Source organism: Bradyrhizobium sp. SEMIA (genome assembly GCF_014844175.1).
Taxonomy (GTDB): Bacteria; Pseudomonadota; Alphaproteobacteria; order Rhizobiales; family Xanthobacteraceae; genus Bradyrhizobium; species Bradyrhizobium arachidis.
The window spans coordinates 9,056,772-9,077,739 of the sequence record NZ_CP046601.1 but is presented as its reverse complement, the minus strand read 5'-3'; the positions used below and the strand labels follow the sequence as shown (position 1 = coordinate 9,077,739).

Below are 20,968 nucleotides of genomic sequence, written 5' to 3'. Positions count from 1 at the left end.
GCGCTCTCTTCACTTCGGTGAACGTCCCGGCGAGACAAACCATTCTCTCAGGTGAGAAGCAGCCTTAGCTCGACGCGTTGGGCGGACAAATCGGCCCCTGCCGGACGAAAGTCCTGTCCGCTCCCGCAGACGCTGCCCCGCCACGAGCAGCTCTTCCAAAGTTGTATTTTTGAAACGAAGCCGTCTCAGCATTGTGTTGCTCCCTCAGGGAGCTCGATCGCTCTCTCAGCCACCTTAGCTACAGAAAGTCAGTCTTAGCCGGTGATCGGGGCAACTGTCTGCAGGAGCGAAAGTTGCTAAGCTGAGCTCACGAAGCAGCTTAAGAGCCCTAACAGCTCCCACTCAGTTACCTCATCTCGAGTTGTTCGATAGCCAGACGCGAAATCTCCGCCGGATCATGGACGCCGCTTTGGGCGATCTTGACGATCTTGTTTGCAATCATTTCCGTCAGCGGGTCGTCGCGATCCTTGACACAAAGCGAGTGCAACGCTTGCTCATAAGCCGCGTGGATGCGGTTGACCATATCCGGCTGCAAATTGAGTGTGTGTAAGCGTAGGTAGGTAGACATTCGGATATCTCCCCAGCCAGGAACGTTAATCATACCACGGGAAACCGGAGGACAACGGACGCTTGCGCCCGGCGGATGAAATTACGCGAAAATATTGGCGGCTTGGGCGGAGGTAGGAGTAGCCTCGCGCGTTAAGAACGCGCAGAGATACTCCCCCACTACCGTCGCAACTGGAGGGGCTGTTAGAGCGATTTACAGAGTTTGACGGCTGCGCACCGGCATTCGTTCTTGACCAGGACGATGCACCATCCTTGCCATTCTGGAAGCGCCTAATGACCTTTTGGCGGTCGCAAACTACGCAGAGCGACGCTGTTGCTTGGCCGACGGCTTCTTTATCCCCGTCGCCTTCGCCTGCTTCTTACCGGCTATCTGCATCAGCATTTCCTTCTGACCAGTCGCCGCCTTGCGCGGGTTCTTGGCTGACTTCTTCGGAGCTGTTGCTGCTTCGGGCGGTGCTTCCCTTCCGACGCTGCGGCGCAGCGCCTCCATCAGATCGACGACATTCTCGCCCTTTGGCCGCTCCATCGGCCGGATCACCTTGCCTGCCCGCTTCTGGTTGATCAGTTCGACCAATGCGCTCTCGTAGTGGTCCTCGAACTTCTCGGGATCGAAATTGCCGGCCTTCTGGTTCACGATATGCTTGGCTAGATCCAGCATGTCTTTGGTGACTTTGACGTCCTGAATCTCGTCGAAGTATTCTTGCTCGCTGCGGACTTCATAGGGGTATCGCAGGAGCGTTCCCACGAGCCCCTTGTCCATGGGCTCAAGAGCAATGATGTGTTCGCGATTGGTCAACACCACACGGCCGATCGCGACCTTGTTCATCTCGCGGATGGTCTCACGGATCACAGCAAATGCATCATGACCGACCTTGCCATCAGGCCGCAGATAGTAGGGACGGATCAGATAGCGAGGATCGATATCGGCTTTATCGACAAACTCATCGATCTCGATCGTGCGGGTGGACTCCAGCGCGACCTCTTCGAGCTCTTCCTTGGTCACCTCGATGAACTTCCCCTTCTCCAGCTCTTATCCCTTGACGATGTCCTCATGGCGACCTAGTCACCGGTGTCCGCATCAACCTTGAGATACTTGATGCGGTGGCCCGTCTGCCGATTGAGCTGATTGAAGGAGATCTTCTCGGATTCGGATGTCGCCGGGTACAGCGCCACGGGGCACGTCACGAGGGACAGACGCAGGAAGCCTTTCCAGTTGGCGCGCGGGGCCATTTACGCAGAACTCCGTTTCGGGGCGGCCTGGATTCAAGACGATCCAAAGCGGCTGGTTCCGACACCTCCAACCCCAAATTTTTGGCGAGCCTCCTTTGGTCGGACCCGACATTTGTTCTCTGGCATGAGCGATCGACCCGCGAGCTGGCGCATGCCGACCCCGAAACAGATGGCTGCGAAGCCGGGATTGGCCCGGATGCCTGATCTACCACCCGAATACTGGCAAGCCCTCCTGGACGATCCCTGCGCCGATACTCGGCCGGTCCCCTCTGGAGCGGCGCTACGGCTGAGCCAGATCAGCCAACATGTTGTGAACTGTCGCCGTTGCGCCCGGATCGTCGAGATCAGAAGGCCGATGCAGTGCGCCGCTACGGACTGGAGGCTCTGTGGAAGAACGTCGGACAGCGCCTGCTGGACACCACGTGCTCGCAGCGCACCGGGCGGCAACGAGGAAGACGGCTGCTGGCCGTCGTTCGACATGCCATAGCCGGCGCACGGCCATGGCACCGAAACACCACCCGACGCCACTCTCCGGCGGCGACCGCAAGGCTCTCGCGCGGTTGGGACGCCTTTACAGGGATTGCCACACATCTACACGCCTAGTTCTTCCAGCAGCGCCATGCTGTCGGTCAAGTCGCGCACGTCGAAACCCTCGTTGAACCAGCGGCAGACCGGCGCCAGTAGACGGCGTGCTTCATCGCGCTTGTTTTGTTTGCGCCAAAGCCGAGCCAAGCTCAGGGCAGAGCGGAGTTCCCAAAGTTTCGCCTTCTGTTCGCGCGCAATCGTGATGGCATGGCGAAAATCGGACTCCGCGTCGGCCTCGGCACCTGGTCGAGCAGTCAGCATCAGCTCACCTCTCCGCCGCAACAGCTCCGCCTCAAACCATCGCACCCCAGATTTTTCGGTTAGTACCAACGCCTCGCTTAGCTGGCCGAGCCCATTTTCGAACCGCGCTGCTTTTGCCTCCGCTGTCGCAAGTTGGGCAAGATAGAACGGCAGAATCCATGCGGCGCCGGACGCCTGGAATCCTTCAATACCGCGTCGGAGTAACTCCACTCCAGCCTCGGTGTCACCAGCCTCGACCAACGTCCAGCCGCGATATGCGGTGCCCATCGCGAGAAAGAAGCCAAAGCGGTGCTCCTTGGTAAGCGCGATTAGCTCCTCTGCCCGGCGGCCCACGATGGCCACATCATCGAGAACAAAATGTAGCCGGCACGCGACGCTAAGTGCAAATGCAAGGCTGATCGGATGCAACGACTCCCGCGCCTCTGTCAAAGCATCATTGCTCTGATTGCGCGCCTGATCTGCGAAGCCAAGAAGACCACATGTCAGTGACAAGAACGAAAGCATTGCCACGCGGGCGTTTTCCGCGAACAGAGCCGTCAGAGAACGCTGCTGCGCCGGATCGTAGAGAGCGAGCCCCTGCTCGAGATGAGCGCGCGCTAAGGTCAAGTGCCCGCGATGAAGCCAGCTATCGCCGACTGCGCGATGACCTGCGACCAGAATGGCCGCATCCTTCTGTCGTTTGGCGAAGTCGAGCAGGGACTCAGCGATACGATGCGACCTATCCGTTTCACCCCGTACGTGATAATGCACGAACTCGCCCCAGAGCGCCTTGAGCAGGGTCGGGCTGTCGTTCAGGAGCTCGCAGAGGTGGCGGGCCCGAGCATAAGCCTTGCCTGTTTCTTCGGCCGCATGGCCCTTCACGGCGATTAGCGCTCCACCGAGCGCGAGTTGAAGTTCTGTTTCGACGCGCTGGCGCCCGGGGGTATCCGGCAGTTGGAGAAGCAGGTCGAGCGCCCTTCTCATCTGCCCGATCGCTTCTGTCATTGCCGATCGAGCCTTGGAACGCTCACCCGCCTCCTGCCAATAGGAAACCGCCTTCTCAATCAGACCAGCATGTCCGCAGTGGTGAGCAAGGATCTCCGGTTGCTCCTGGATGCCTCTAGCGAGCCTCTCCTCGAGCACGCCCGCGATCCGCGCATGCAGTTTGCGGCGTTGGCTGCGCAACATTGTGCCGTATGCCGCGTCCTGCACCAGTGCGTGCTTGAACAAGAAGTTCGCGTCGGGCGGTTCGCCACGCCCAAATACGAGCCCGGCGCTGATCAGCCGGTCGAGCGCCGCCTGCAACTCGCTGTCACGCCGCTGCGCGATCGCGGCAAGCAAATCGTAGGAGAACTCGCGGCCAATGGCTGCTCCGACTTGCGCCACCTCCTTTGCTATCAGACCGATTCGGTCAAGGCGCGCCATCAATGAAGCATGCAGCGTGGCTGGCACGGCAACTCCCGGCAGCGGCGCGAAGGAAATGGCCCGCGGGATCTCCTCGGGGCTCGCTTCAAGCACCGCTTTGGTCAACTCCTCGACGAACAGCGGAACGCCATCTGTTCGTTCAGAAATTTCATTGACGATTTCGGTCGCCAGCGTGCGGGCGCCGGCTACGCTCCGGATCAACGCGGCGCCCGCGTTCTGGTCAAGCCGGTTCAGCACCAACAAGGTGACATGCGGCTTCCCGGTCCATACCATCTGACAGTCGGGACGGTGGGTAACAAGCACCAAGACCGGTAAGTCCGATATATGATCGACCGTCCTGTCTAGCAACTCGCGCGAGCTCGGATCAATCCATTGCACGTCCTCGAACACGATCATGGTTGGATGTCGTCGCGCCAGAGCTTCGAGCTGTCTAATCAGAGCGGCGAAGCTTCTCTCCTTCCTTTGTTGCGGCGTTAAGGGAGACGGCAGGTACAGATCACCGTTCGGGATCGACAGCAGCTCGGCCAGGATCGCCTCGTCCTCGTCAGGCGGCAATGCCGGGGACAGCAGCACTCGGAGCTTGTCAAGCTTGGCCCTCGGTGTGTCCTCACGATCGAAACAAGCCGCTCGCTGGAGTTGTGCAATGAAGGGATAGAGCGCACTCTCCTGATGATGCGGCGAGCAGAAGTAGCGCAAGCAGGTGTGCGGTTCACGTTCGATACGCTCCTGGATAGCCGCGACGAGGCGAGACTTGCCGATCCCCGCCTCGCCGGAGAGCAGCACCACTTGACCGGAACCCGTCCTCGCACGCCGCCAGCTCCGCTCGAGCCAGGCTAGTTCATCGTTACGCCCAACCAGTGGGGTGAGCACTGAGGGGTGCAGCGCCTCAAAGCGACTTTCAGCCGTTCCCTCATGCAGCACCCGCCAGGCCTGCACTGGCGCGACGAAGCCCTTTAGCGTGACCAAGCCAAGATCCTCGTAGTCAAAGAGCCCGCCGATGAGCCGTCGCGTGTCCTCGGCAATGACCACCCCATCTGGCTCGGCGAGCGCTTGCAGCCGAGCGGCCAGGTTCGGCGTCTCGCCAAGGACCGCCTGTGCCTCCGCAGCTTCGCTGCCGATAAGGTCGCCGACCATCACGAGACCAGTTGCGAGTCCCAGACGAACCCGCAGCTCGAAAGCCGGTGGGCCTCGCGGCGCGCGCATGGAGGCGGCGATCTCAAGCGCGGCGCGCACCGCGCGTTCGGCATCATCCTCATGCGCTAAAGGGTGACCGAACAGGATGAGCATGCCATCGCCGATGTAGCGGCTAATGGTACCACCGTACTTGCGGACCGCCGCTGCGACGCTGTCGCGATACTCGGCGATTATCTTCCCTAGGTCTTCCGGATCGAGCTTTGTCGCAAGCGCCGTCGAGCCGACGAGGTCACAGAACATTACTGTCAGCTGGCGACGCTCGGCGGAAGAAGATGGCCCGGGTGACAGGCTTGAGCGCTCCGTGAGCGGTGGCACGGTGGATGTCGATGGGCGGGCCACTACCGGCGGCACGAGCTGGGCACCGCAGTCGCCGCAGAATTTCTTGCCCGACGGGTTGTCCGCCCCGCAAGCGGGGCAGCGGAAGAATAGCGGCGCGCCGCAATCGCCGCAGACCTTTCTTCCCTCTGGGTTGACTCTGCCGCAACTCGGGCAATCCATGCCGCACCCGATCGAACTGCTGACCTATACGAGTCCACGTCGGTATAAGGCAAATATTCAGAGGTCTTCGAAGATACCTCTTTCGGCTGCCTACCAAGCGCCAAGGACCATCAAACTCACAATGATCAGGATGCAGACACAGGCGATAGTCGCAGGGAAAATAAGCCAATCGGGTGTCATCGTTGCCTCCCGAGCGGTTGTCTCAGAAAGCTTAAGGCGGCAGGCTCGACATGAATTATGAACTGGCTAACACTCTGCGACTCAAGCCCATTTTCAATCTAAGAAGGCTGACAACAGCCTCACACGACCCAAACGCGAAGTGACGATTCGCATCGTGCCCAGAAGCGGGCGTCAGCTAACGTTGTCGCCTTGTTCGCGAGGAAGCGGCCAGCGTGTGACACCCTCTACGTAAACTCAATCCGGAGCATACAACGTGCTGCGAGACAGCGGCAATCTCAGAGGACGTCCGGGCCCCGTGCCGTTGACTGAGCCTCTCTCCGCCACGCCCTCACCAAGCTCTCGTCCGGAGCGTTGGGCGGTCTTTCTCGACGACCAAGCACTTGCGTTTTCGCTCTTACGTCAGCGTCCAAACTCGGCCGTAGTGCGAGGGGATGTTTAGCCAGACCTGCTGCAGCGCAGGAACATTCTTCAGATCCAGAGCGCCCCCATGTAGCTCTTCGGCGTAGTCACCGGCGATAGGAAACCAGAACGGGACGGTTCGGTCGGTGTCGCCGAAATTGACGGAAACCAACGTGTACCTGGCGCCGTCGTAACGCGCGAACAACAGGATGCCGAACCGCTGATACCGGTCCCAATCATTGAAGAAGAAGTACGTGCCCTGACGAATGTGGTCTCTCTGCCGCCGAATGCGCAGCAGCCTACGAACCAGGCTCACGATCGGCCGGCCCGACTCGTCGTAGAAAAAGTCCCAACGCATGGGTCGCAGCAGCGATACCCGGCCCATTCCGAAATCGGGCAGAAAGTAGTTCTCCGCAAACTCCTCGCCTTGCCAGAGCATCGGAATGCCTTTGCTCATCAGCAGACAGATCAAATAGGGCTGCAACATGTACCAGCGCGTGCGGTCGCCCTCCGCAAACAGCGGATTGCCTGCTTCGTCCGGATTGGAAGTACCGAAGTTGCACAGGAATCGTTCGTGGTCGTGGTTCTCGATGTACTGGAGCGCGGTCTTCGAGATGTCGTCGCCATTGACAGTTTCCCGGTCCGGGTAGCCGAACAGCCCGAGCTTGAGACCGAGGTCGGAAAGCTGCCCGCGGTGGCCTTGGGCCACCGCGCGCGCCGCGCCGAAGGTGCCATTCTGCCACGTGCTGTTGGAATAGGTAGACCGCAACACCTCCTCAGGGGCTTCGAGCTGCTCGGCCATTTGCACCAGCGCCAGCGGCTTGCCGGCTCCCGCGTCGAAGCGGCTCCAATATGGACGACCAGCGGCAATGTTCGCCTTCGTCAGCTGGTGCGTTTCATAGACAAGGCTCGCGTAGCCCACGCCCATCGGGCCGTCCCAGTAGTTCGGGACGCAGTCGTAGCGAAAGCCGTCGACGTGATACACGTCGAGCCAATGGTGATTGGCCGTATAGAAGTAGTCTCGCGTGATCTCCCGATTGAAATCCGTGCTCTTGCCGAAATTGCTGAAGTAGTCCTTGGCAAACGGCCCCATGAACGGATTGTCGCGGTACTGCAGCCGCGTATAGGCATCGTAGTACGGGAAATCTACGCCAGCATGGCCATAGACGACGTCCACGATCACGGCGATTCCGTGCTGATGGCAGATGTCGACGAGCTGCTGGAAATCCGACCGCTTGCCGAAGCGCTCGTCGACCCCGAAGTAGCCGATCGGCAGATAGCCCCAGTCGACCGAGTTGCCGACGTTGGATAGCGGCATGATCTCGATAGCATTGATCCCGAGGTCAGCGAGATAGGCGACGAGGCCGCGGACACGATCGAAGTCGTTGCCGAATTCCGCGATGTTCAGTTCATAGAGGATCAGATCTGCCAGCGACGGCGTTCGCCATTGGGCCTCACCGGCACTCCAGACATAGGGCTGGTAGCCCAGGGTGAAGGCGGATTGCTTGCCGACACCGAACTCGCGCGCAAAGGGGTCGATGATCCAGTCGAGCGTGCCCACGTTCGGGTTCGTGATCGTGTACCGGTGGACATAACGACCCGGATTGCCCCAGGCGGAGCCCTGCACAGCGGGCGGAGTTCCGGCGATGGGGACCGTGACCGACCAGAAATCCCCGTAGGGAGGACGAACACTGTGCGCGAGCTGAAACTCCCTCGCCGATATCGCCTGCAGAAATTGGTCCGCCTCATGGATGATCTTCACGGTGACGACGTTGCCGTCGGCCGCCGAGACCCAAGGAAGCCAGAGTCCGAAGGTTACGGTGCCGTTCGTCTCCACGGCACCCAATGATCCCAGCGGCATCAGGTCCATCGTTCACAGCGCCTTCCACTGGATGTTGCGGAAGAGCACACGGCCCGTATGCGTCTGTAGGCCGATGAAGCGCGGGTCCTGTGCGGTCGATGGAAGCCCGCGGCGCGGAGACTGCGGATCGCCCGCGAAATGGAAGAGGTTGACCGTCTGTCCATTCAGGGCGACGGTGATGTCGGCGCCATCGACGGTGATCTCATAGTCGTTCCATTCTCCAACCGGATGGACGGTCAATGGACCATCAGTCGGGCCTTTGAAGGAGTAGACCGCTCCAGTCCTGTGGATCGGCGCATTGTCGGGACGCGCCAACTGGTCGATCTGGATCTCGAATCCGAAGTTGACGCCGACATAGGCGGTGTTGTCGTAGCCTTCGTTGCGCGGGTCCGGAAAGCTGATGAAGACGCCTGAATTGTCATCTGCCGCCGTCATCATCCATTGCAGCCGCAAGATGTAGCGGCCGGGAGTCGGTCTCTTGAGCCAGAGCAGGCCCAGGTCCGTCCCGGTTCGTCCCTCGAGAACGCCACGCCGGACGCGGAACGAGCCGGGGTCGTCCCGCCCGGGCTGGTTGCTGATCGTCGACATCGTCCAGTCGCCGAGCGAGGTGCCATCGAACAGCGTCTCGAAGCCCGCATCGGCCGCGAAAGGCGGCGGCGTCATGATGAGGTCGCCGGTGCGGCGCGACAGCGCGATGCCGGTCAGCATCGGGTTGGGTGAGCCGATGCTCGGGAACAGCGCCGGGCCCGCCGCATAGAGATCTTCGGTGTGATGGAAACGTCCATTACCATCCGTGACACTCGCGGTCGGGTCGGTCCCCATCCAAAGAGTCCCGGCTTCATGATGGGTCGTCCCGAGACCGTCTTGATTGTTTTGGAGTACCTGCATCGGCTGCCCGTTGGCAAAAATTGCGGCGACCTGTTGCATGGCCGCGTCCATTGCGCCCCAGAGGTCCTGATCCCGAGGCGTGGTCGTGAGTGTTACCGACGCGCGACGAATTCCATATTCGTCGGGGCGCGAACTCAAGTCGACACGGCTTGGGTGGGCAGCAAGATTGGCCGGATCGATGGGCTCCATCTCTCCAAGTCCTCTTATTGCAATAGCCACGTGTGTATCGTTGGAGGTACGAAGCTGGTCGTAAAAGTCGACATCAGGAACCTTGCGGTAGAGCTCATCCTCCCCTCCGACGGTATTGCCGCCACCGCTCGCTGAAATCTGAAGATGGAAGCGGCCGATCAGATCGCCGTTAGGCCGCGTCGCTCGTCCCTTCACGAACAGGGCCGCGGTTTGCAGTTCGTTGACGGTCGGCGAAAGGCCGGAAATCGCCGCCCGGGGCACGCGGATGACGAGGTTCGAACGCAGATGCGCGATCAGATTCTTGCCAATGAGCGGCAAGGTCGGAAGTCCGGTAGCGTCAAACGAAGCCAGCGCAAGCCTGGCGTTCTCGATCGTACCAAGCGCCAGGATGACGGCACCACCCGGTGCCAGATCGATCGGGCCGCGGCTTGTATCGATGCCGGCAACGCGCCAGGTACCCCCTGCAGTCGGAACTGTACGCAGCGTCAAGACGTGCGTGTCCGGCAGCACCATGAACTCCTTGACTGAATCATTGCCGTTGGAGTCACTTGCCGCCGTCCGGGCCGCCTTCATCAGGAGCGGAACGACGCTGAATTTGTTCAGTGGAAAGAATCCCGCATGGGGCGGCCGCGCCTGTACCGCGAGGGGCGCCTCCAGCTTCAGCAAATTCAGGAGGTCGTTTTGAGAAAGTCCGCCGGTAGACGTCAGACCGAGTACCTGTGCAGGGTCAGCACCCGGCTTCAAGAGCGGCGAAGGCGGGAGCGCGTCGAGGGAGAACACACCTGGGACGCTCGCAAGATTGTCGAAAAGTCGACGTCGCAGGGCGTTCTGTAGTTCGCCGGCGATAAAATCGTTCGCCTCGTCGACACCGATTTGCCGGGAACTCTCGTCGAAATAGCGGGTGTTCAGATCGGTCACGGTAGTCGGCGGCCATGTCGCCATTTCTTCATCGAGGAGACGCGGCGACCACCCGCCCCAATAAAGCGATCTGCCACCCACCGTATATGCGAGCCCTTTGAAGGGGATGGTCGACTTCCAGGGGATGCCCCAGACCTCGTTGCGTGGCTGCTCCGGCTGCGGCAGGTTCTCGTTCAGGAAGAATGGATTAGCCGGGTCGGCGAACCCCTGGATCCCGGTGTTCTGGACGTGCTCGGGTACGGTGAACCTCCCGGCCTCGACGATCAGCGTCCGCAATCCGCCGCCGGTTTGTTTTTGTCGGAACCACAAATGCTCGGCGATCGCCGAGCCGAACGTCCCACCTCCCACAATGATGAAGTCGAACGGACGCCCGCCTGCGGATTTCCACGCATCGACCTCCGCGAGGTTGTTGCAGAGGTAGCGGCCCTGAACGTCTTTGGTGAACGAGGTTGTCTCCGTAGTGAGCGGCATTGCCCGTCTCCTGGTGCAATCCTCGAACTCGCCTTCTCTTAGTGAGGCACGTCCTCCTTCAACCTCAAATGATCTAGTTCACAGATTGCACTTTTTCCCTGGCGCAGCAAACCTGAGACGGCTCTAAACGTGAAAGGGTGCGACGGGCATATAGTCGGTCGCATCCATAGCGCCCAGTACCTGTTCAATTGCCGGCCGCCACGATGTAATCCGCGAAATACATGTGGCTGTCGGCCTTCGACCAAAGCCCGATCCGGCCGGACACCGGTTGCGCCAGCGTGTGTTCCAGATAAAGCTTTCCGTCGAGATAGCCTTCCACCTTCGTGCCGTTCACGCGAACCTTGAGGTCGTGCCACTGCCGCGTCGCGGTCGGTGTATTGCGTACCCATTTGACCGAAGACCGCTTGCCGTTCTCGAACTTCCACAGCACGATATTGTTCTCGAGGCAGTTCGCGCGGACTGTCAGGTAGTCTCCGTTTGGCTTGAGATTGAAGAGGATGCCGGCGCCCTGGTCGATGCGTCCGGACAAGCCTTCAAAGCGCACCGAAATCTCGCCATCGCTGAAATTGTCGATTTTTGGCGCGACCGCGTAGGGATAGTAGGCGTACGCCTGCACGCGATCGAGAAACTCAGCGTAGCGTTGCCCGTAGAGAGCCCGTGCCTTGTCGGCGATACCTGCCGACGATTGCCCCTCCTTCCACTGGCGACCATCGACCGTGATCACCTTCTTGCCCCCCTCCTCCTCGATCCTCCAGAAGCCAACCACCGGCACCAGTGATTTTGGCTCCCCGCCGACGGTTTCATTCGAGAGGTCAATTTTGATTGGTTCTGCCGCCAAGCTCGGCAGCACCGCACAACCGATTGCCAAGAGGATGGCGGCTCCAATTTTCTTACTGATACTCATGGCTTGACTCCTTGCTGAACGGGTGAGTCCTTGTTTTGGGCGAGCCGGCGAATGTGTCGCCAGGCGAGCACGATCAGGAGCGGCAATCCGCCGACGAACCACAGCAGCGCCACGTCCGCACTGACGACCAAGGGATAACCAGGGTACTCTTCGCCAAGGCCGGGCGAAGGCGGCTTCGCACCCGCGAGCGCGTACAACAGCGGCAGAATTTCACGCGGGCTGGTAGAGCGGCTTACGTCGGTTCGATCACCGTACGCATAATCAATCTGACCATAGGCGTCCGGATTGGGAATGTTTGACCACCCGCTCGTTAGAACGACGGTGACGTCGGGCATGACGCGCTCGAGCTTCACGAGAACGTTCCGACGGAGATCGATATAGCGGGGGTCCTCAGCAGCGAGATTGACCCTAATCACCAAGGGGCGCCGAAGCGTCGCTAGTAAGCGTTCATCTGCACGCGAGAAGGAGTTGCGGCGATCCTGGCTGACGTCCACGGACTCCCTGATTTGGCCCGCGGCGGCGAGTCCAGCTACGATCGCCAGCACGCACAGGCTAGAACGGATTACTTTTGTTCGCACCGGCGTGCCGGGCGGAAGCCAGACGATCGTGAGCGCGGCGAGCCCACCAATTACGGCGGTTATGCCGAGCACCAGGCCAGCCGACAGAAGCCCCTGCTCGAACGGACGCAACGTCTGGGTTAGCGACAGCTGCGCAAGCCAGGCCGACAGACCAGAGCGGCCAGCGAGCGCGAAATCCAGCACCCATGATCCGATGGTGACAGCGAGCGCGATGATGGCGGCGGTTGCCGAACTGTCGGATACGACCGCGGCCAGCAAGCCAATGGCGCCGGCAAGCAAACCGTACAGTAGATGGCCGAACAGAAGGTTCAGCGTCTCTGGCGCAGCCAAATGGCCGCCCAACATGACCCAGACAGCCAGCGCGGAAAGCGCTGGAATGCTCACGATGAGCCAGGCTGCCAGCGTGGCGCAGAATTTTGCGGCGATGAGCGTCGAGGTCCGGTACGGCAACTGGACCAGCAGGCGCAACGCGCCGCTTTCCTTCTCCTGGCCCAGCACCCGGATCGCTACAAAAGGAAATAACAATGTCACCGCCACATAGAACGAGCCGAATGTCGGGACCAGGATTCCATCGAGCGGTGACAGGCTCCTCGCCAGAACTGGCGACTGCAGGGCCGCCGCACTTGACTCGCTGTACAGCGACACCGCCTGGACGAAGCTGTATCCAACGAGCGGACAAACCAGCAGCAGCATGGTCCAAAGCGCTCGACCGGCCGTGACCTCGCGGAGCTCTTTTGCGAGCAGCGGAGCGATCGGTGCGGTAGGCCGCACGTATGCCTCACGTGAGTGCAAGGAAGATATCCTCCAGTGAGCCGTTCGGCAGTCCCGTCTGCGCACGTAGTTCCGCAAGTCCGCCGGACCCGCGCACCTGCCCTGCCGAGAGCAGGATGAAGCGGTCACAGACCCGCTCGGCGTCCGCCAACTGATGGATGGAGAGAATCAGCGTGCGCCCGCGTGCCGTCTGACGACGCAATACGCCCATGACGTCGCGCGTTTGCCGCAAGTCAAATCCGTCAAACGGCTCGTCCATCAGTAGCAGGTCGTGCGGCGCGAGCAGTCCGATGGTCAGCATCAGCCGTCGGGCATAGCCCTTTGACAGAGCGTGGACGCGCTTTCGAAGCACCGGCTGTAACCCCAACGCTTCGATGATCGAGCCGATGTCTGCGTCTGACCGTCGAAACACGTTGCCGACGAACGACACGACCTGCAGGACCGGTTGGTCTTGGTATGGGCGGACGCCATCGGGCAGGTAGAACAGGACGTCGCGCCGACGGCCTGCGGGCAGCGGCTCTCCACACCAAACGACGTCGCCTGAGTTTATCGGTAGAAGCCCGGCAACGGCTTCCAGTAGCGTCGTCTTGCCGGCGCCATTTGGACCGATGACGCCGAGGATTTCGCCCGCGACAGCAGAGAACGTCACGCGGTCTATGGCGGCGCCGTCGCATCCATAGTGCTTGGTCAGGTCTTTCACGCTCAGCAAAGACGACGAACGATCTGGCGAAAACCTGTCGTTGACGGTTGACATGCTGCGTCCTTCAGGAGTCCGGACGCGATGCTTGGGCATGTCGCCTCATGGGGAGATCGCATCCCCAGGCCCCGACTCTGCCAAAGCGGGCCTACTTGTCAATTAGGAACCACCCAGACGCGACGCCCCACGGTCGGTCAGATTGGACCCTTTGAACCCCGCGCTTCTAGCAGTCCGTCGCCATTTTCTGGGACGGTGCAGGCTCGGCCGCCCCGGCCGTTGCCTTCTTTGATTGCTCAGTGGGCGCGGGACGGGTCTGCTCGACCGTGCCTGCCGTCCTATCCGGTGCCTGCGTGGAGGGTGCGGGTTGGGTTGCCGTTGACTGCTCGGCAGCGGTAGGCTGGCTCTGCATCTGGCGCTGCGCGTCTTCCGACGACGTCGCGGTATGCTCTGAAGCTTTGCCCATCGAAGATGTCGGCGGATGTTCCTTGGCATCAGATGCGGTGGAACCGATGGTTTGCCCGGTATAGCCCGGGACGTTTCCTGATCCCGCATCGCGGCTCGCCGTGTTGCAGGGACCGGCATTTACGGAGTTGGTGCCGAAGACGAGCACCGCGCCCAAAATAATAAGTCTGTTAGCGATCATGACCCTTCTCCTGAACTCTCTAGAGATTGAACAAAAGGAGAAGTCTTCCGTTCCGGACGCGCGAGCAGCGCCACGGCTGAGTTCATGGGGAAATAGGGCTGCCTCAATGGCGGCCTCTTCCTCGTCATCACGTCTTTGCGCACTTCTCCTTCCACAAAAAAGCGAACCTAACTCGGCCAATGGAGCCTCAAGGGCAAACTCCGTCACAAGTTTTCGCGACCGCCTGAGATATTCACTTCGGATTATCTTCATTGAAAGGCAGGAAAAGGCTGTTTCTGATCGACGTTGCTGGTCCGAGAGCCTGGAGTGCCGATCGGCAAGCCGTTCGCGGCGTGACCGACGCCAACGGCTGGGGCACTGACGGCGCCGGGAGCTTGGTCCTGAGGAAGCGTCTTGATCCCAGTTCTTGCTTGTTCGGCGGGGCTCATCTGCCGATTGTTGTTGGTGCTGTTGGCGCCGTTCGTTGCCGTGAGCCTCCACCAGCACCGCCACCGCCTCCGCCACCTTGGGCGAGGACAGGTGTAACAGCGAGGGACAACGCAGGCGTAAGAAGAGGAGATTTTCGGTTCATGGCCTTCTCCCGATGGAAAGAAGATCAATGGCGTGAAAGAGGCGATAGTTCTAGGTCGACCGCTCTTCAGGAGGCTATCCCTCTCCCGTCCCTCCCCTTCTTTCCTTGCGAGTGAACGGTGACTGCTATCGTCGTCGCGAAAAATCAGGACGCAGCACTCGCGGTTCTCTTCAAGCCGACCAACGATCCTGTTCTTCTTGATGAGCATGCTCGTTGAGGCGTTCGACGTGCTGGTCAGCGAGCTCTACCCGGTCGACGGCGATATCTCTGTACGGGCGCTAAAAGCGCCGTCGCGCCGCATCGGCATAACGAGCGGGGCTGACTGTCCTAGGACTGGCCGCCGTCAGACATGGATCTCGCGGATCGCAAGCTCGGCGTTCGTGGGATGGAGCTGCTACCTAAAATAATCATCAACATCAGAGCGCGCGATTGAGCTGCGACCGTGCGGAACTCGCACATTTCGCGCGTTTGGAACGCCGACTTCCAAACCCTGTTGTATTTTCAGAAATGACCGTTGTGGTCGTTCCCCATATTGTTGAGCTTCGGATGAGCAAACGTAAGTCAAGCAAACGTAAGCTGGCAACACCGTCAAAGCGCGCGCGCAATCCGAAAATGGTCGCGCGGCCTCAACGGAACAAGCAGGCCATTGTTAGAAGCCCGAACGAGAATCCACTTCGCTCTGTTGCGACAGTCTCAATTAAACCGACTCCGAATGACGATCCAAAACACGAGGCTCCCATCATTGAGACTCGGGTGGATGCCATACCAGATGACCTCAGTAAGAGGATGAGAGACAGCGATCCATTAAAAGCTTTCACCTTAGCGACGGTAAACATGCAGGCTTATCAGGCGAAGCTTCTCGAAATAGCCCAGTCTAACGCGCAATTTGCCTTTGAATTCGGCCTGAGGTTTGCAGCGATCAGGTCGCCAGCTGAATGGTTCGCCGTCGTTTCTGAATTTGCAAGCAAACGGATCGATATGTTCGGGCAGCATTCGAAAGAAATGGCTGCATATCCGTTCTGGCGCATCGAGGCGGTGGCACGATAACGGCAAGCCTCACCGCTGCACGGGTTTTCTTGCCTTCGGCTGAGGGGCCAATTGCCCGATTCCGCTCCCTCGTTGTGAGCCCGCGCGTGCCCCGTAGTGAGCCTCCGCTTGGTGCCCATTGGCCTTTCGAGCCGAGGTCCTCAGTTGTTCAGTCGAAATACCGCGCCAGCGCGTACCGTCTAAGGATTGACAAATGTCCACAACTGAAACGGTCCTACTGATCATTTTGGCCATACTTGTCGTTCTGATACTCGGCAATATCGCATTTCAGGTGGCCGCCGAGCGAAAGAATCCGCCGATCGGCGTTTTCATCGAGTGCGACGGAGTGCGCCTGCACTATATCGAACGCGGTGATGCCGGCGCGCCTTGCGTGGTCCTGTTCCACGGGAATGGCACCATGATTCAGGATCTCATCCTAAGTGGTCTGGTCGATCGATTGGCGCACAACTTTCGCGTCATTTGCTTCGACCGCCCCGGATTTGGCTACAGCGACCGTCCGCGTACGCGCATCTGGACGCCCACAACGCAAGCTTCTTTGTTCGCTAAGGCTCTTGATCAGCTTGGAGTGCGCAAGCCGGTGGTGCTCGGCCACTCCTGGGGAACGCTGGTGGCAATCGCGCTGGCGCTGAGAACCGGCTATGCCGTGAGTGGGCTCGTGCTTGCGTCCGGCTATTATTTTCCAACCTCTCGGATGGACTTTTGGCTCATGTCGAGTCCGGCATTACCACTGCTCGGCGACCTGATACGCTACACTATTTCGCCCATCATATCGTGGGCCATTATGTCGAAGCTGATGCGCACGCTGTTCGCGCCGCGTGCGGTTCCGCCCGAATTCAAGAACGAATTTCCGATCTCCTTGACTCTTCGGCCTAAGCAGTTGAGGGCAGCCGCCGAGGAGAGCGCGTTCCTTATCCCAGCTGCCGCGCAGTTGCAGCATCAATATCGGGACATACGGTGCCCCGTTAGGATCGTGCATGGAAAGGGTGACCGGCTCATCGAGGCCGACCAATCGCGCCGCCTGCACGAAGCGTTACCCCGCTCCCTGCTGCAGCTGGTCGAGAATGCCGGTCATATGGTTACCTATGCGGATCCGCCGGGAATAGCGGATGCCGTGGCGGCGCTGGGACTCACCGCACCAATGAGGATCACGTAGGCTTTCTTGTTGCAAAGCCGCCTGCTCGGGGCCCCGACCTGCCAAAAGTGCAGAGGCGTTGGAGCGCCGAACGCGGAGCCGTTCACACTCGATATTCATCATAGCCGAGAAGAGTGCGAAAGCATCGCTCAACGCACAACCCCGCAGGTGACCGAGGCGCGAGGTCAGAAGCTCGGTGATTCTGAGATCGCAAGAACGCGCCCAGCGGCGGACCTGAACGCGTTGGCGAAGTCCGACTATTCATCAAGCGAATGCTCAAGGAAGAAGCGCAGCATTTCTCTCGTTGCATCCGGCCCTTGCGGATCGGTATAGGATCCTGCGGGGCTGCCGCCCGACCACGCGTGTCCCGCGCGTTCGAAGATTTTTCGATCGCCCACGTCGCTCAGGACGGTGCGAGTATAGGCGTGACCGTTGGGTACGCGTCCGCGAAGTACCTTCGTTGTCAGTCTCGTCGCGCCGGCTGACTGCTCGATGATCCGATCGCCATTCTTTGGATGCACCGTCGTGTCCCGATCGCCATGGAAGACGATGGTCGGGATGACAGATGTTTTGTCATCCGCAATTGCCTTGGAGCCGCCTCCGTGCCGCATGACGGCGAACGCAGAGGGAAGATCGCTCGCGACCCCGCGCGCCAGTCCCGAATGAACACCCACGGCAGCGTACAGGTCGCCATACGTCGCGCCCATGATAGCCGCGGCGGCGCCGCCGGCAGACAGGCCCCCGACATAGACACGCTTCGGATCGATCGCATGGTCGCGCATGATCTGACGCGTGATGCCGGCGATCATCGAGGGCTCGCCCTCGCCGCGGCGCTGGTCGCTCGTGCGAAACCAGTTCCAGCACTTTGACTGGTTGGCTCCGCTAGGCTGCTCGGGATACACCACGAAGCAATTCTGCTCTTCCGCCAGGAAGTTCATCCGGGTGCCGGCGGCGAAATCTTCTGGCGATTGCGTGCAACCATGGAGCATGACGATAAGGGGAAGCTGTCTTCCCTCAGAGCGGCTCGGAACGAACAGCTTGTAGGTCCGGCTCCCCGCCGCGTTGCTGTAGCTGCCGGCGATGAACCGTGTGCCGTCCGGCACAATATCCGGCGTTGATGGTGAACGGCGTCTCATAGGACGTTGCAGGCCGACCTCAGAAAACTTCCTCATGCCATCGAGCGGTGAGGTACGTTTACGGCCCTGAACGGAGCTAGGCTGCGAGGTCGACCGGCTTTCCCTTTCCTCGACGAGGTCAGCCTTCGCGTCGATGGTCGGCGGCTCGAGCCGCGGAAGCGCCTGAGCGGGGCTGCGGGACGTCGGTGCTGTGGTGATGCCAGTCGCGCCTTACTTTTTTCCATAGCAGATGTTGAATTCTGGCCAGCCGCCCCACCTTCCGCCCCACCTGGGGTGCCCCGGTCATTTAGCGCTCCCTTCACAAGGGAGAGGTCTAAGGTTCGATCCCTTGTGCGCCCACCATTAAAACCTCTGAAAACGCAGCGCTTTCTGAAAATTCGCCCTCGTGCCTATTCGGCAGTTACAGGCACGAAAAAGCAGAACTAAGGAGCAACAGGCGGGGAAAGAGCGGGGAATTTGTTCGCCTCACGTTCCTCGCTACAGCAGGTCGTGCCTCAGATGAAATTTCGTCAGCTTGACGCCCTCATTAGACCGCCCTTCGCGTGATAGAATGGCCGTCAACGGAGGCGGCTTATGTACACGGCAAAATTGATCGGGGAGTCCGACAACCACATTGAGACGCGCCAATTCGCCGAAGAAGGCGCGGCCATTCGCTGGATCACCGGAGCCGGATTGGCTGATTTCAGCGATCAGACCGCCAGAGGCGAGGTTTGGCGCGACGGCCAAGTGATATGGACGCGGGGCAATCTCCAAACCAAAGAAAATGAGGAAAGAGACCGACTGGCCTATGCTGCTCGGTGGCGCGCTGGCGCGTTCAATTAGATCACGAAGGATAGCGGACCGATGCCCAAGGGCAATAAGGGCGAGAAGCGCCACGCCGACACCGCACAGAACGCCATGCTGATCGGCAGGATAGCGACCGGCGAAGTCGAGGACGCGCCCAGCGAGGCACCTTGCTCGCCCATCTCGATTGATCACCTCAGAGCGAACTCGGATTGCTAAAAAGGCAGATCCTCGGGTCTGCCGACATGGCGCACGTTTTCAACTCGTTTGTGGAGCACCAAAGCCTCACCATCGGGTATGTCACGTTTTACCAGAGGCACGACCCTACAGCAGCCTCATCCCAGTCTCTTCGTCCCATTCGAGCTCGCACAGCACCTCCGCCTCCACAGAGGTGTCGCTGTAGAAGTGCTTTGCATGCTCCGCGAGCATTCGCCGAGCGGCGTCTTCTGCCTCCGCCCTAGAGTTATGCCGCTCGTGGAAGGAAGCCGCCGCTTCTGCGGTCCGGCGAGACGCCTCCCACTTCAGCAGTTGCACGATCGCGTACCAAACGCCGCGACCCGTTCGCCGCCGGACAAGTATTTCGCGGCAACGATCGGCCGCTTCGGCAACACCTAGCCACATTGCAGCGTCGGCCTCGACCTTCGCGTTCTCGCGCGCTTTGAAAGCGACGCCCTTCAGCGCTGGCTCAGTGAGCCGTCTGAGTTTGTTGTCGATGGTCATGAGATTTTTGCCGATCTCTCGGACGGCCTCCTCGGCCTCCCACGTCAATTTGAGGGGCCTGGGAGCCGCTCCTTTGGCCCGCTCGACCTTGGGCTGCCCGGCGCGCTTGCGCCGCCAGATATCATCCGCAATTGCGTCCAGGTCCTCCTGGGAGGGCGTCCACCGGTTCTCGCGCTCCCACTTCTCCCGATTGAGCTTAGGAGTAAGATCAACGATTTTCGTCTGAGGCTTCTTCAGAGCCTCTTCGAGCGCCATGCCCGTCTCCAGCGCTGCGAAACCCGAAGCCACGAGATCCTTGTGCACTTGTCGTTCTCATCGAACGTCAGATAGCTGCCCTGCACTCTCTCGATGCGAACCGGCCTCTTGCCCTCGCTCTCCAGGATTACGTCCGCGACCTTCTGCTTTGTCCCGGCGTACTGCGGCATCGCGTCTTTGCTGCGGATCAAACCCATCATCACTCGTTGCGAGATGCTCTGAAGGCCGTCTTCGGCAAACAGATAAAAGCGAATCGAAAGCCCCATGGATAGTCCTCAATGATCCCGCATGTTTCCGTACCTCAATGCAACGGGCAATACCCAAGGGCGTGGAAATCTCCGACGGCAGCCATGCCGTGGCGCGCTCTGAAAGCGCCTGAAAGCTGGCCTTGATGCTCGCAATGTCCTACTCGAGAGGCTAAGGAAGCGACCGAATCTGCTGAGAGGGGGCCTGAAAAGATCAGCAACCGCCACTCTATTGCCATTGCGGCCATGTCGCCCTCGACGCCGATCGTTGACCTGACGCCGTTCGATTGTCCGATCTCAAGCCGTTGCCGCTTACTGAAGTTGGGAGTTCCGTCCGAATTGGCCTCGAATGCTTGGGCACGCACGGTCCTAGAACTTTCGATCCGATCACGACTGTATCGCACGGCCGCTTCGTAAAGCGAGAGCGGACTACGGCACTACGCAGCTTCGCGCAGTAGAAACTAATTCGAATCTCACTTGTTGTAGCCGGCACAATCACTTGCAGGAGACAACAAACATGCAACGTCTAACTTTGCTGGCCGCAACCCTGTTGCTGCTCGCGTCCCCGCCAGCGGGTGCCCAGTCGCAGCCCGCACAAAGCGGGCCTGGCAACAACGCCGTCAACAGTTCCGATAAGAACAATTCGAACGCACCGGTCTCGGGCCGCAACAGCTTTACCGAGGGCCAAGCGAAATCGCGGATCGAGGACGCGGGATATTCCAACGTCTCCGGCCTGCAGAAGGACAACGAAGGCGTCTGGCGGGGCAAGGCCGATAAGGCCGGCACCAAGACCGACGTCAGCGTCGACTTCCAGGGCAACGTGAACCCCGCAAAATAAGGA

General features: G+C 60.1%; 15 protein-coding genes and 4 pseudogenes. 6 read left to right on the top strand and 13 right to left on the bottom strand.

Annotation, left to right across the window (positions count from 1 at the left end):
* Positions 1-346: 346 nt before the first annotated feature.
* Together FOM02_RS43370 and FOM02_RS43365 are read right to left on the bottom strand one after the other, a co-directional pair.
* The gene (locus tag FOM02_RS43370) at positions 347-568 is read right to left on the bottom strand and encodes a hypothetical protein (protein WP_027561307.1); all 222 of its coding nucleotides are present in this window, start codon (positions 566-568) and stop codon (positions 347-349) included.
* Positions 569-862: 294 nt separating this feature from the next.
* Positions 863-1,797 (bottom strand): annotated as a pseudogene (locus FOM02_RS43365) (Ku protein).
* A gap of 124 nt (positions 1,798-1,921) precedes the next feature.
* Here FOM02_RS43365 and FOM02_RS43360 point away from each other — a divergent pair.
* Positions 1,922-2,284, top strand: a pseudogene (locus FOM02_RS43360) (hypothetical protein).
* Between the two features lie 104 nt (positions 2,285-2,388).
* Here FOM02_RS43360 and FOM02_RS43355 read toward each other — a convergent pair.
* The 8 genes and pseudogenes from FOM02_RS43355 to FOM02_RS43325 form a co-directional block, all read right to left on the bottom strand.
* Positions 2,389-5,556: an ATP-binding protein gene (locus FOM02_RS43355; RefSeq protein WP_265441110.1), complete on the bottom strand. Its 3,168-nt coding sequence runs from the start codon at positions 5,554-5,556 to the stop codon at positions 2,389-2,391.
* A 57-nt stretch (positions 5,557-5,613) separates the two neighbouring features.
* A pseudogene (locus FOM02_RS47435) lies at positions 5,614-5,739 on the bottom strand (double zinc ribbon domain-containing protein); the annotation flags it as partial.
* Positions 5,740-6,313: 574 nt separating this feature from the next.
* A complete protein-coding gene (locus FOM02_RS43350) occupies positions 6,314-8,188 on the bottom strand; it encodes an alpha-amylase family glycosyl hydrolase (protein ID WP_265441109.1) in 1,875 nt (624 codons plus the stop codon).
* Between the two features lie 3 nt (positions 8,189-8,191).
* Positions 8,192-10,645 carry a family 16 glycoside hydrolase gene (locus FOM02_RS43345; protein ID WP_265441108.1) on the bottom strand — a complete coding sequence of 818 codons (2,454 nt, stop codon included), beginning with the start codon at positions 10,643-10,645 and terminating at the stop codon, positions 8,192-8,194.
* Between the two features lie 184 nt (positions 10,646-10,829).
* Positions 10,830-11,549 (bottom strand): hypothetical protein, encoded by a 720-nt coding sequence (locus tag FOM02_RS43340; protein WP_265441107.1) that lies wholly within the window; start codon positions 11,547-11,549, stop codon positions 10,830-10,832.
* Positions 11,546-12,898, bottom strand: coding sequence for an ABC transporter permease subunit (locus FOM02_RS43335; RefSeq protein ID WP_265441106.1), 1,353 nt, complete (start codon positions 12,896-12,898; stop codon positions 11,546-11,548). The genes FOM02_RS43340 and FOM02_RS43335 overlap by 4 nt, the downstream gene beginning before the upstream one ends.
* Before the next feature lie 7 nt (positions 12,899-12,905).
* Positions 12,906-13,652 (bottom strand): ABC transporter ATP-binding protein, encoded by a 747-nt coding sequence (locus tag FOM02_RS43330; protein WP_265441105.1) that lies wholly within the window; start codon positions 13,650-13,652, stop codon positions 12,906-12,908.
* 166 nt (positions 13,653-13,818) lie between these two features.
* Positions 13,819-14,238 carry a hypothetical protein gene (locus FOM02_RS43325; RefSeq protein WP_265441104.1) on the bottom strand — a complete coding sequence of 140 codons (420 nt, stop codon included), beginning with the start codon at positions 14,236-14,238 and terminating at the stop codon, positions 13,819-13,821.
* Positions 14,239-15,355: 1,117 nt separating this feature from the next.
* Here FOM02_RS43325 and FOM02_RS43320 point away from each other — a divergent pair.
* Both FOM02_RS43320 and FOM02_RS43315 read left to right on the top strand, forming a co-directional pair.
* A complete protein-coding gene (locus tag FOM02_RS43320; RefSeq protein WP_265441103.1) occupies positions 15,356-15,856 on the top strand; it encodes a phasin family protein in 501 nt (166 codons plus the stop codon).
* Positions 15,857-16,049: 193 nt separating this feature from the next.
* Entirely contained in the window at positions 16,050-17,009 is a 960-nt protein-coding gene (locus FOM02_RS43315; protein WP_265441102.1) for an alpha/beta fold hydrolase, read from the top strand.
* 236 nt (positions 17,010-17,245) lie between these two features.
* Here FOM02_RS43315 and FOM02_RS43310 read toward each other — a convergent pair.
* Positions 17,246-18,310 (bottom strand): annotated as a pseudogene (locus FOM02_RS43310) (alpha/beta hydrolase family esterase); the annotation flags it as partial.
* A 387-nt stretch (positions 18,311-18,697) separates the two neighbouring features.
* Here FOM02_RS43310 and FOM02_RS43305 point away from each other — a divergent pair.
* Together FOM02_RS43305 and FOM02_RS43300 are read left to right on the top strand one after the other, a co-directional pair.
* On the top strand, positions 18,698-18,946 hold the full coding sequence (locus tag FOM02_RS43305) for a hypothetical protein (protein WP_265441101.1): 249 nt from the start codon (positions 18,698-18,700) through the stop codon (positions 18,944-18,946).
* A 21-nt stretch (positions 18,947-18,967) separates the two neighbouring features.
* Positions 18,968-19,126, top strand: a complete 159-nt coding sequence (locus FOM02_RS43300) for a hypothetical protein (RefSeq protein WP_181411709.1) — start codon at positions 18,968-18,970, stop codon at positions 19,124-19,126.
* A 105-nt stretch (positions 19,127-19,231) separates the two neighbouring features.
* On the opposite strand, the gene FOM02_RS43295 is transcribed toward FOM02_RS43300, so the two are convergent.
* Positions 19,232-19,882 carry a hypothetical protein gene (locus FOM02_RS43295; RefSeq protein ID WP_265441100.1) on the bottom strand — a complete coding sequence of 217 codons (651 nt, stop codon included), beginning with the start codon at positions 19,880-19,882 and terminating at the stop codon, positions 19,232-19,234.
* Positions 19,861-20,148, bottom strand: coding sequence for a hypothetical protein (locus FOM02_RS43290; RefSeq protein ID WP_265441099.1), 288 nt, complete (start codon positions 20,146-20,148; stop codon positions 19,861-19,863). Before FOM02_RS43290 ends, FOM02_RS43295 begins: the two co-directional genes overlap by 22 nt.
* A 496-nt stretch (positions 20,149-20,644) precedes the next feature.
* On the opposite strand from FOM02_RS43290, the gene FOM02_RS43285 reads away from it, so the two are divergent.
* Positions 20,645-20,965, top strand: a complete 321-nt coding sequence (locus FOM02_RS43285; protein WP_265441098.1) for a hypothetical protein — start codon at positions 20,645-20,647, stop codon at positions 20,963-20,965.
* The last annotated feature ends 3 nt before the right edge of the window (positions 20,966-20,968 follow it).

What these genes read in the sequence shown, in the direction of transcription:
- FOM02_RS43370 (WP_027561307.1), bottom strand. Translation starts at nt 568, where the DNA reads ATGTCTACCTACCTACGCTTACACACACTCAATTTGCAGCCGGATATG.
- FOM02_RS43350 (WP_265441109.1), bottom strand. Translation starts at nt 8,188, where the DNA reads ATGGACCTGATGCCGCTGGGATCATTGGGTGCCGTGGAGACGAACGGC.
- FOM02_RS43345 (WP_265441108.1), bottom strand. Translation starts at nt 10,645, where the DNA reads ATGCCGCTCACTACGGAGACAACCTCGTTCACCAAAGACGTTCAGGGC.
- FOM02_RS43340 (WP_265441107.1), bottom strand. Translation starts at nt 11,549, where the DNA reads ATGAGTATCAGTAAGAAAATTGGAGCCGCCATCCTCTTGGCAATCGGT.
- FOM02_RS43330 (WP_265441105.1), bottom strand. Translation starts at nt 13,652, where the DNA reads ATGTCAACCGTCAACGACAGGTTTTCGCCAGATCGTTCGTCGTCTTTG.
- FOM02_RS43325 (WP_265441104.1), bottom strand. Translation starts at nt 14,238, where the DNA reads ATGATCGCTAACAGACTTATTATTTTGGGCGCGGTGCTCGTCTTCGGC.
- FOM02_RS43320 (WP_265441103.1), top strand. Translation starts at nt 15,356, where the DNA reads ATGAGCAAACGTAAGTCAAGCAAACGTAAGCTGGCAACACCGTCAAAG.
- FOM02_RS43315 (WP_265441102.1), top strand. Translation starts at nt 16,050, where the DNA reads ATGTCCACAACTGAAACGGTCCTACTGATCATTTTGGCCATACTTGTC.
- FOM02_RS43305 (WP_265441101.1), top strand. Translation starts at nt 18,698, where the DNA reads ATGTACACGGCAAAATTGATCGGGGAGTCCGACAACCACATTGAGACG.
- FOM02_RS43300 (WP_181411709.1), top strand. Translation starts at nt 18,968, where the DNA reads ATGCCCAAGGGCAATAAGGGCGAGAAGCGCCACGCCGACACCGCACAG.
- FOM02_RS43295 (WP_265441100.1), bottom strand. Translation starts at nt 19,882, where the DNA reads ATGGCGCTCGAAGAGGCTCTGAAGAAGCCTCAGACGAAAATCGTTGAT.
- FOM02_RS43290 (WP_265441099.1), bottom strand. Translation starts at nt 20,148, where the DNA reads ATGGGGCTTTCGATTCGCTTTTATCTGTTTGCCGAAGACGGCCTTCAG.
- FOM02_RS43285 (WP_265441098.1), top strand. Translation starts at nt 20,645, where the DNA reads ATGCAACGTCTAACTTTGCTGGCCGCAACCCTGTTGCTGCTCGCGTCC.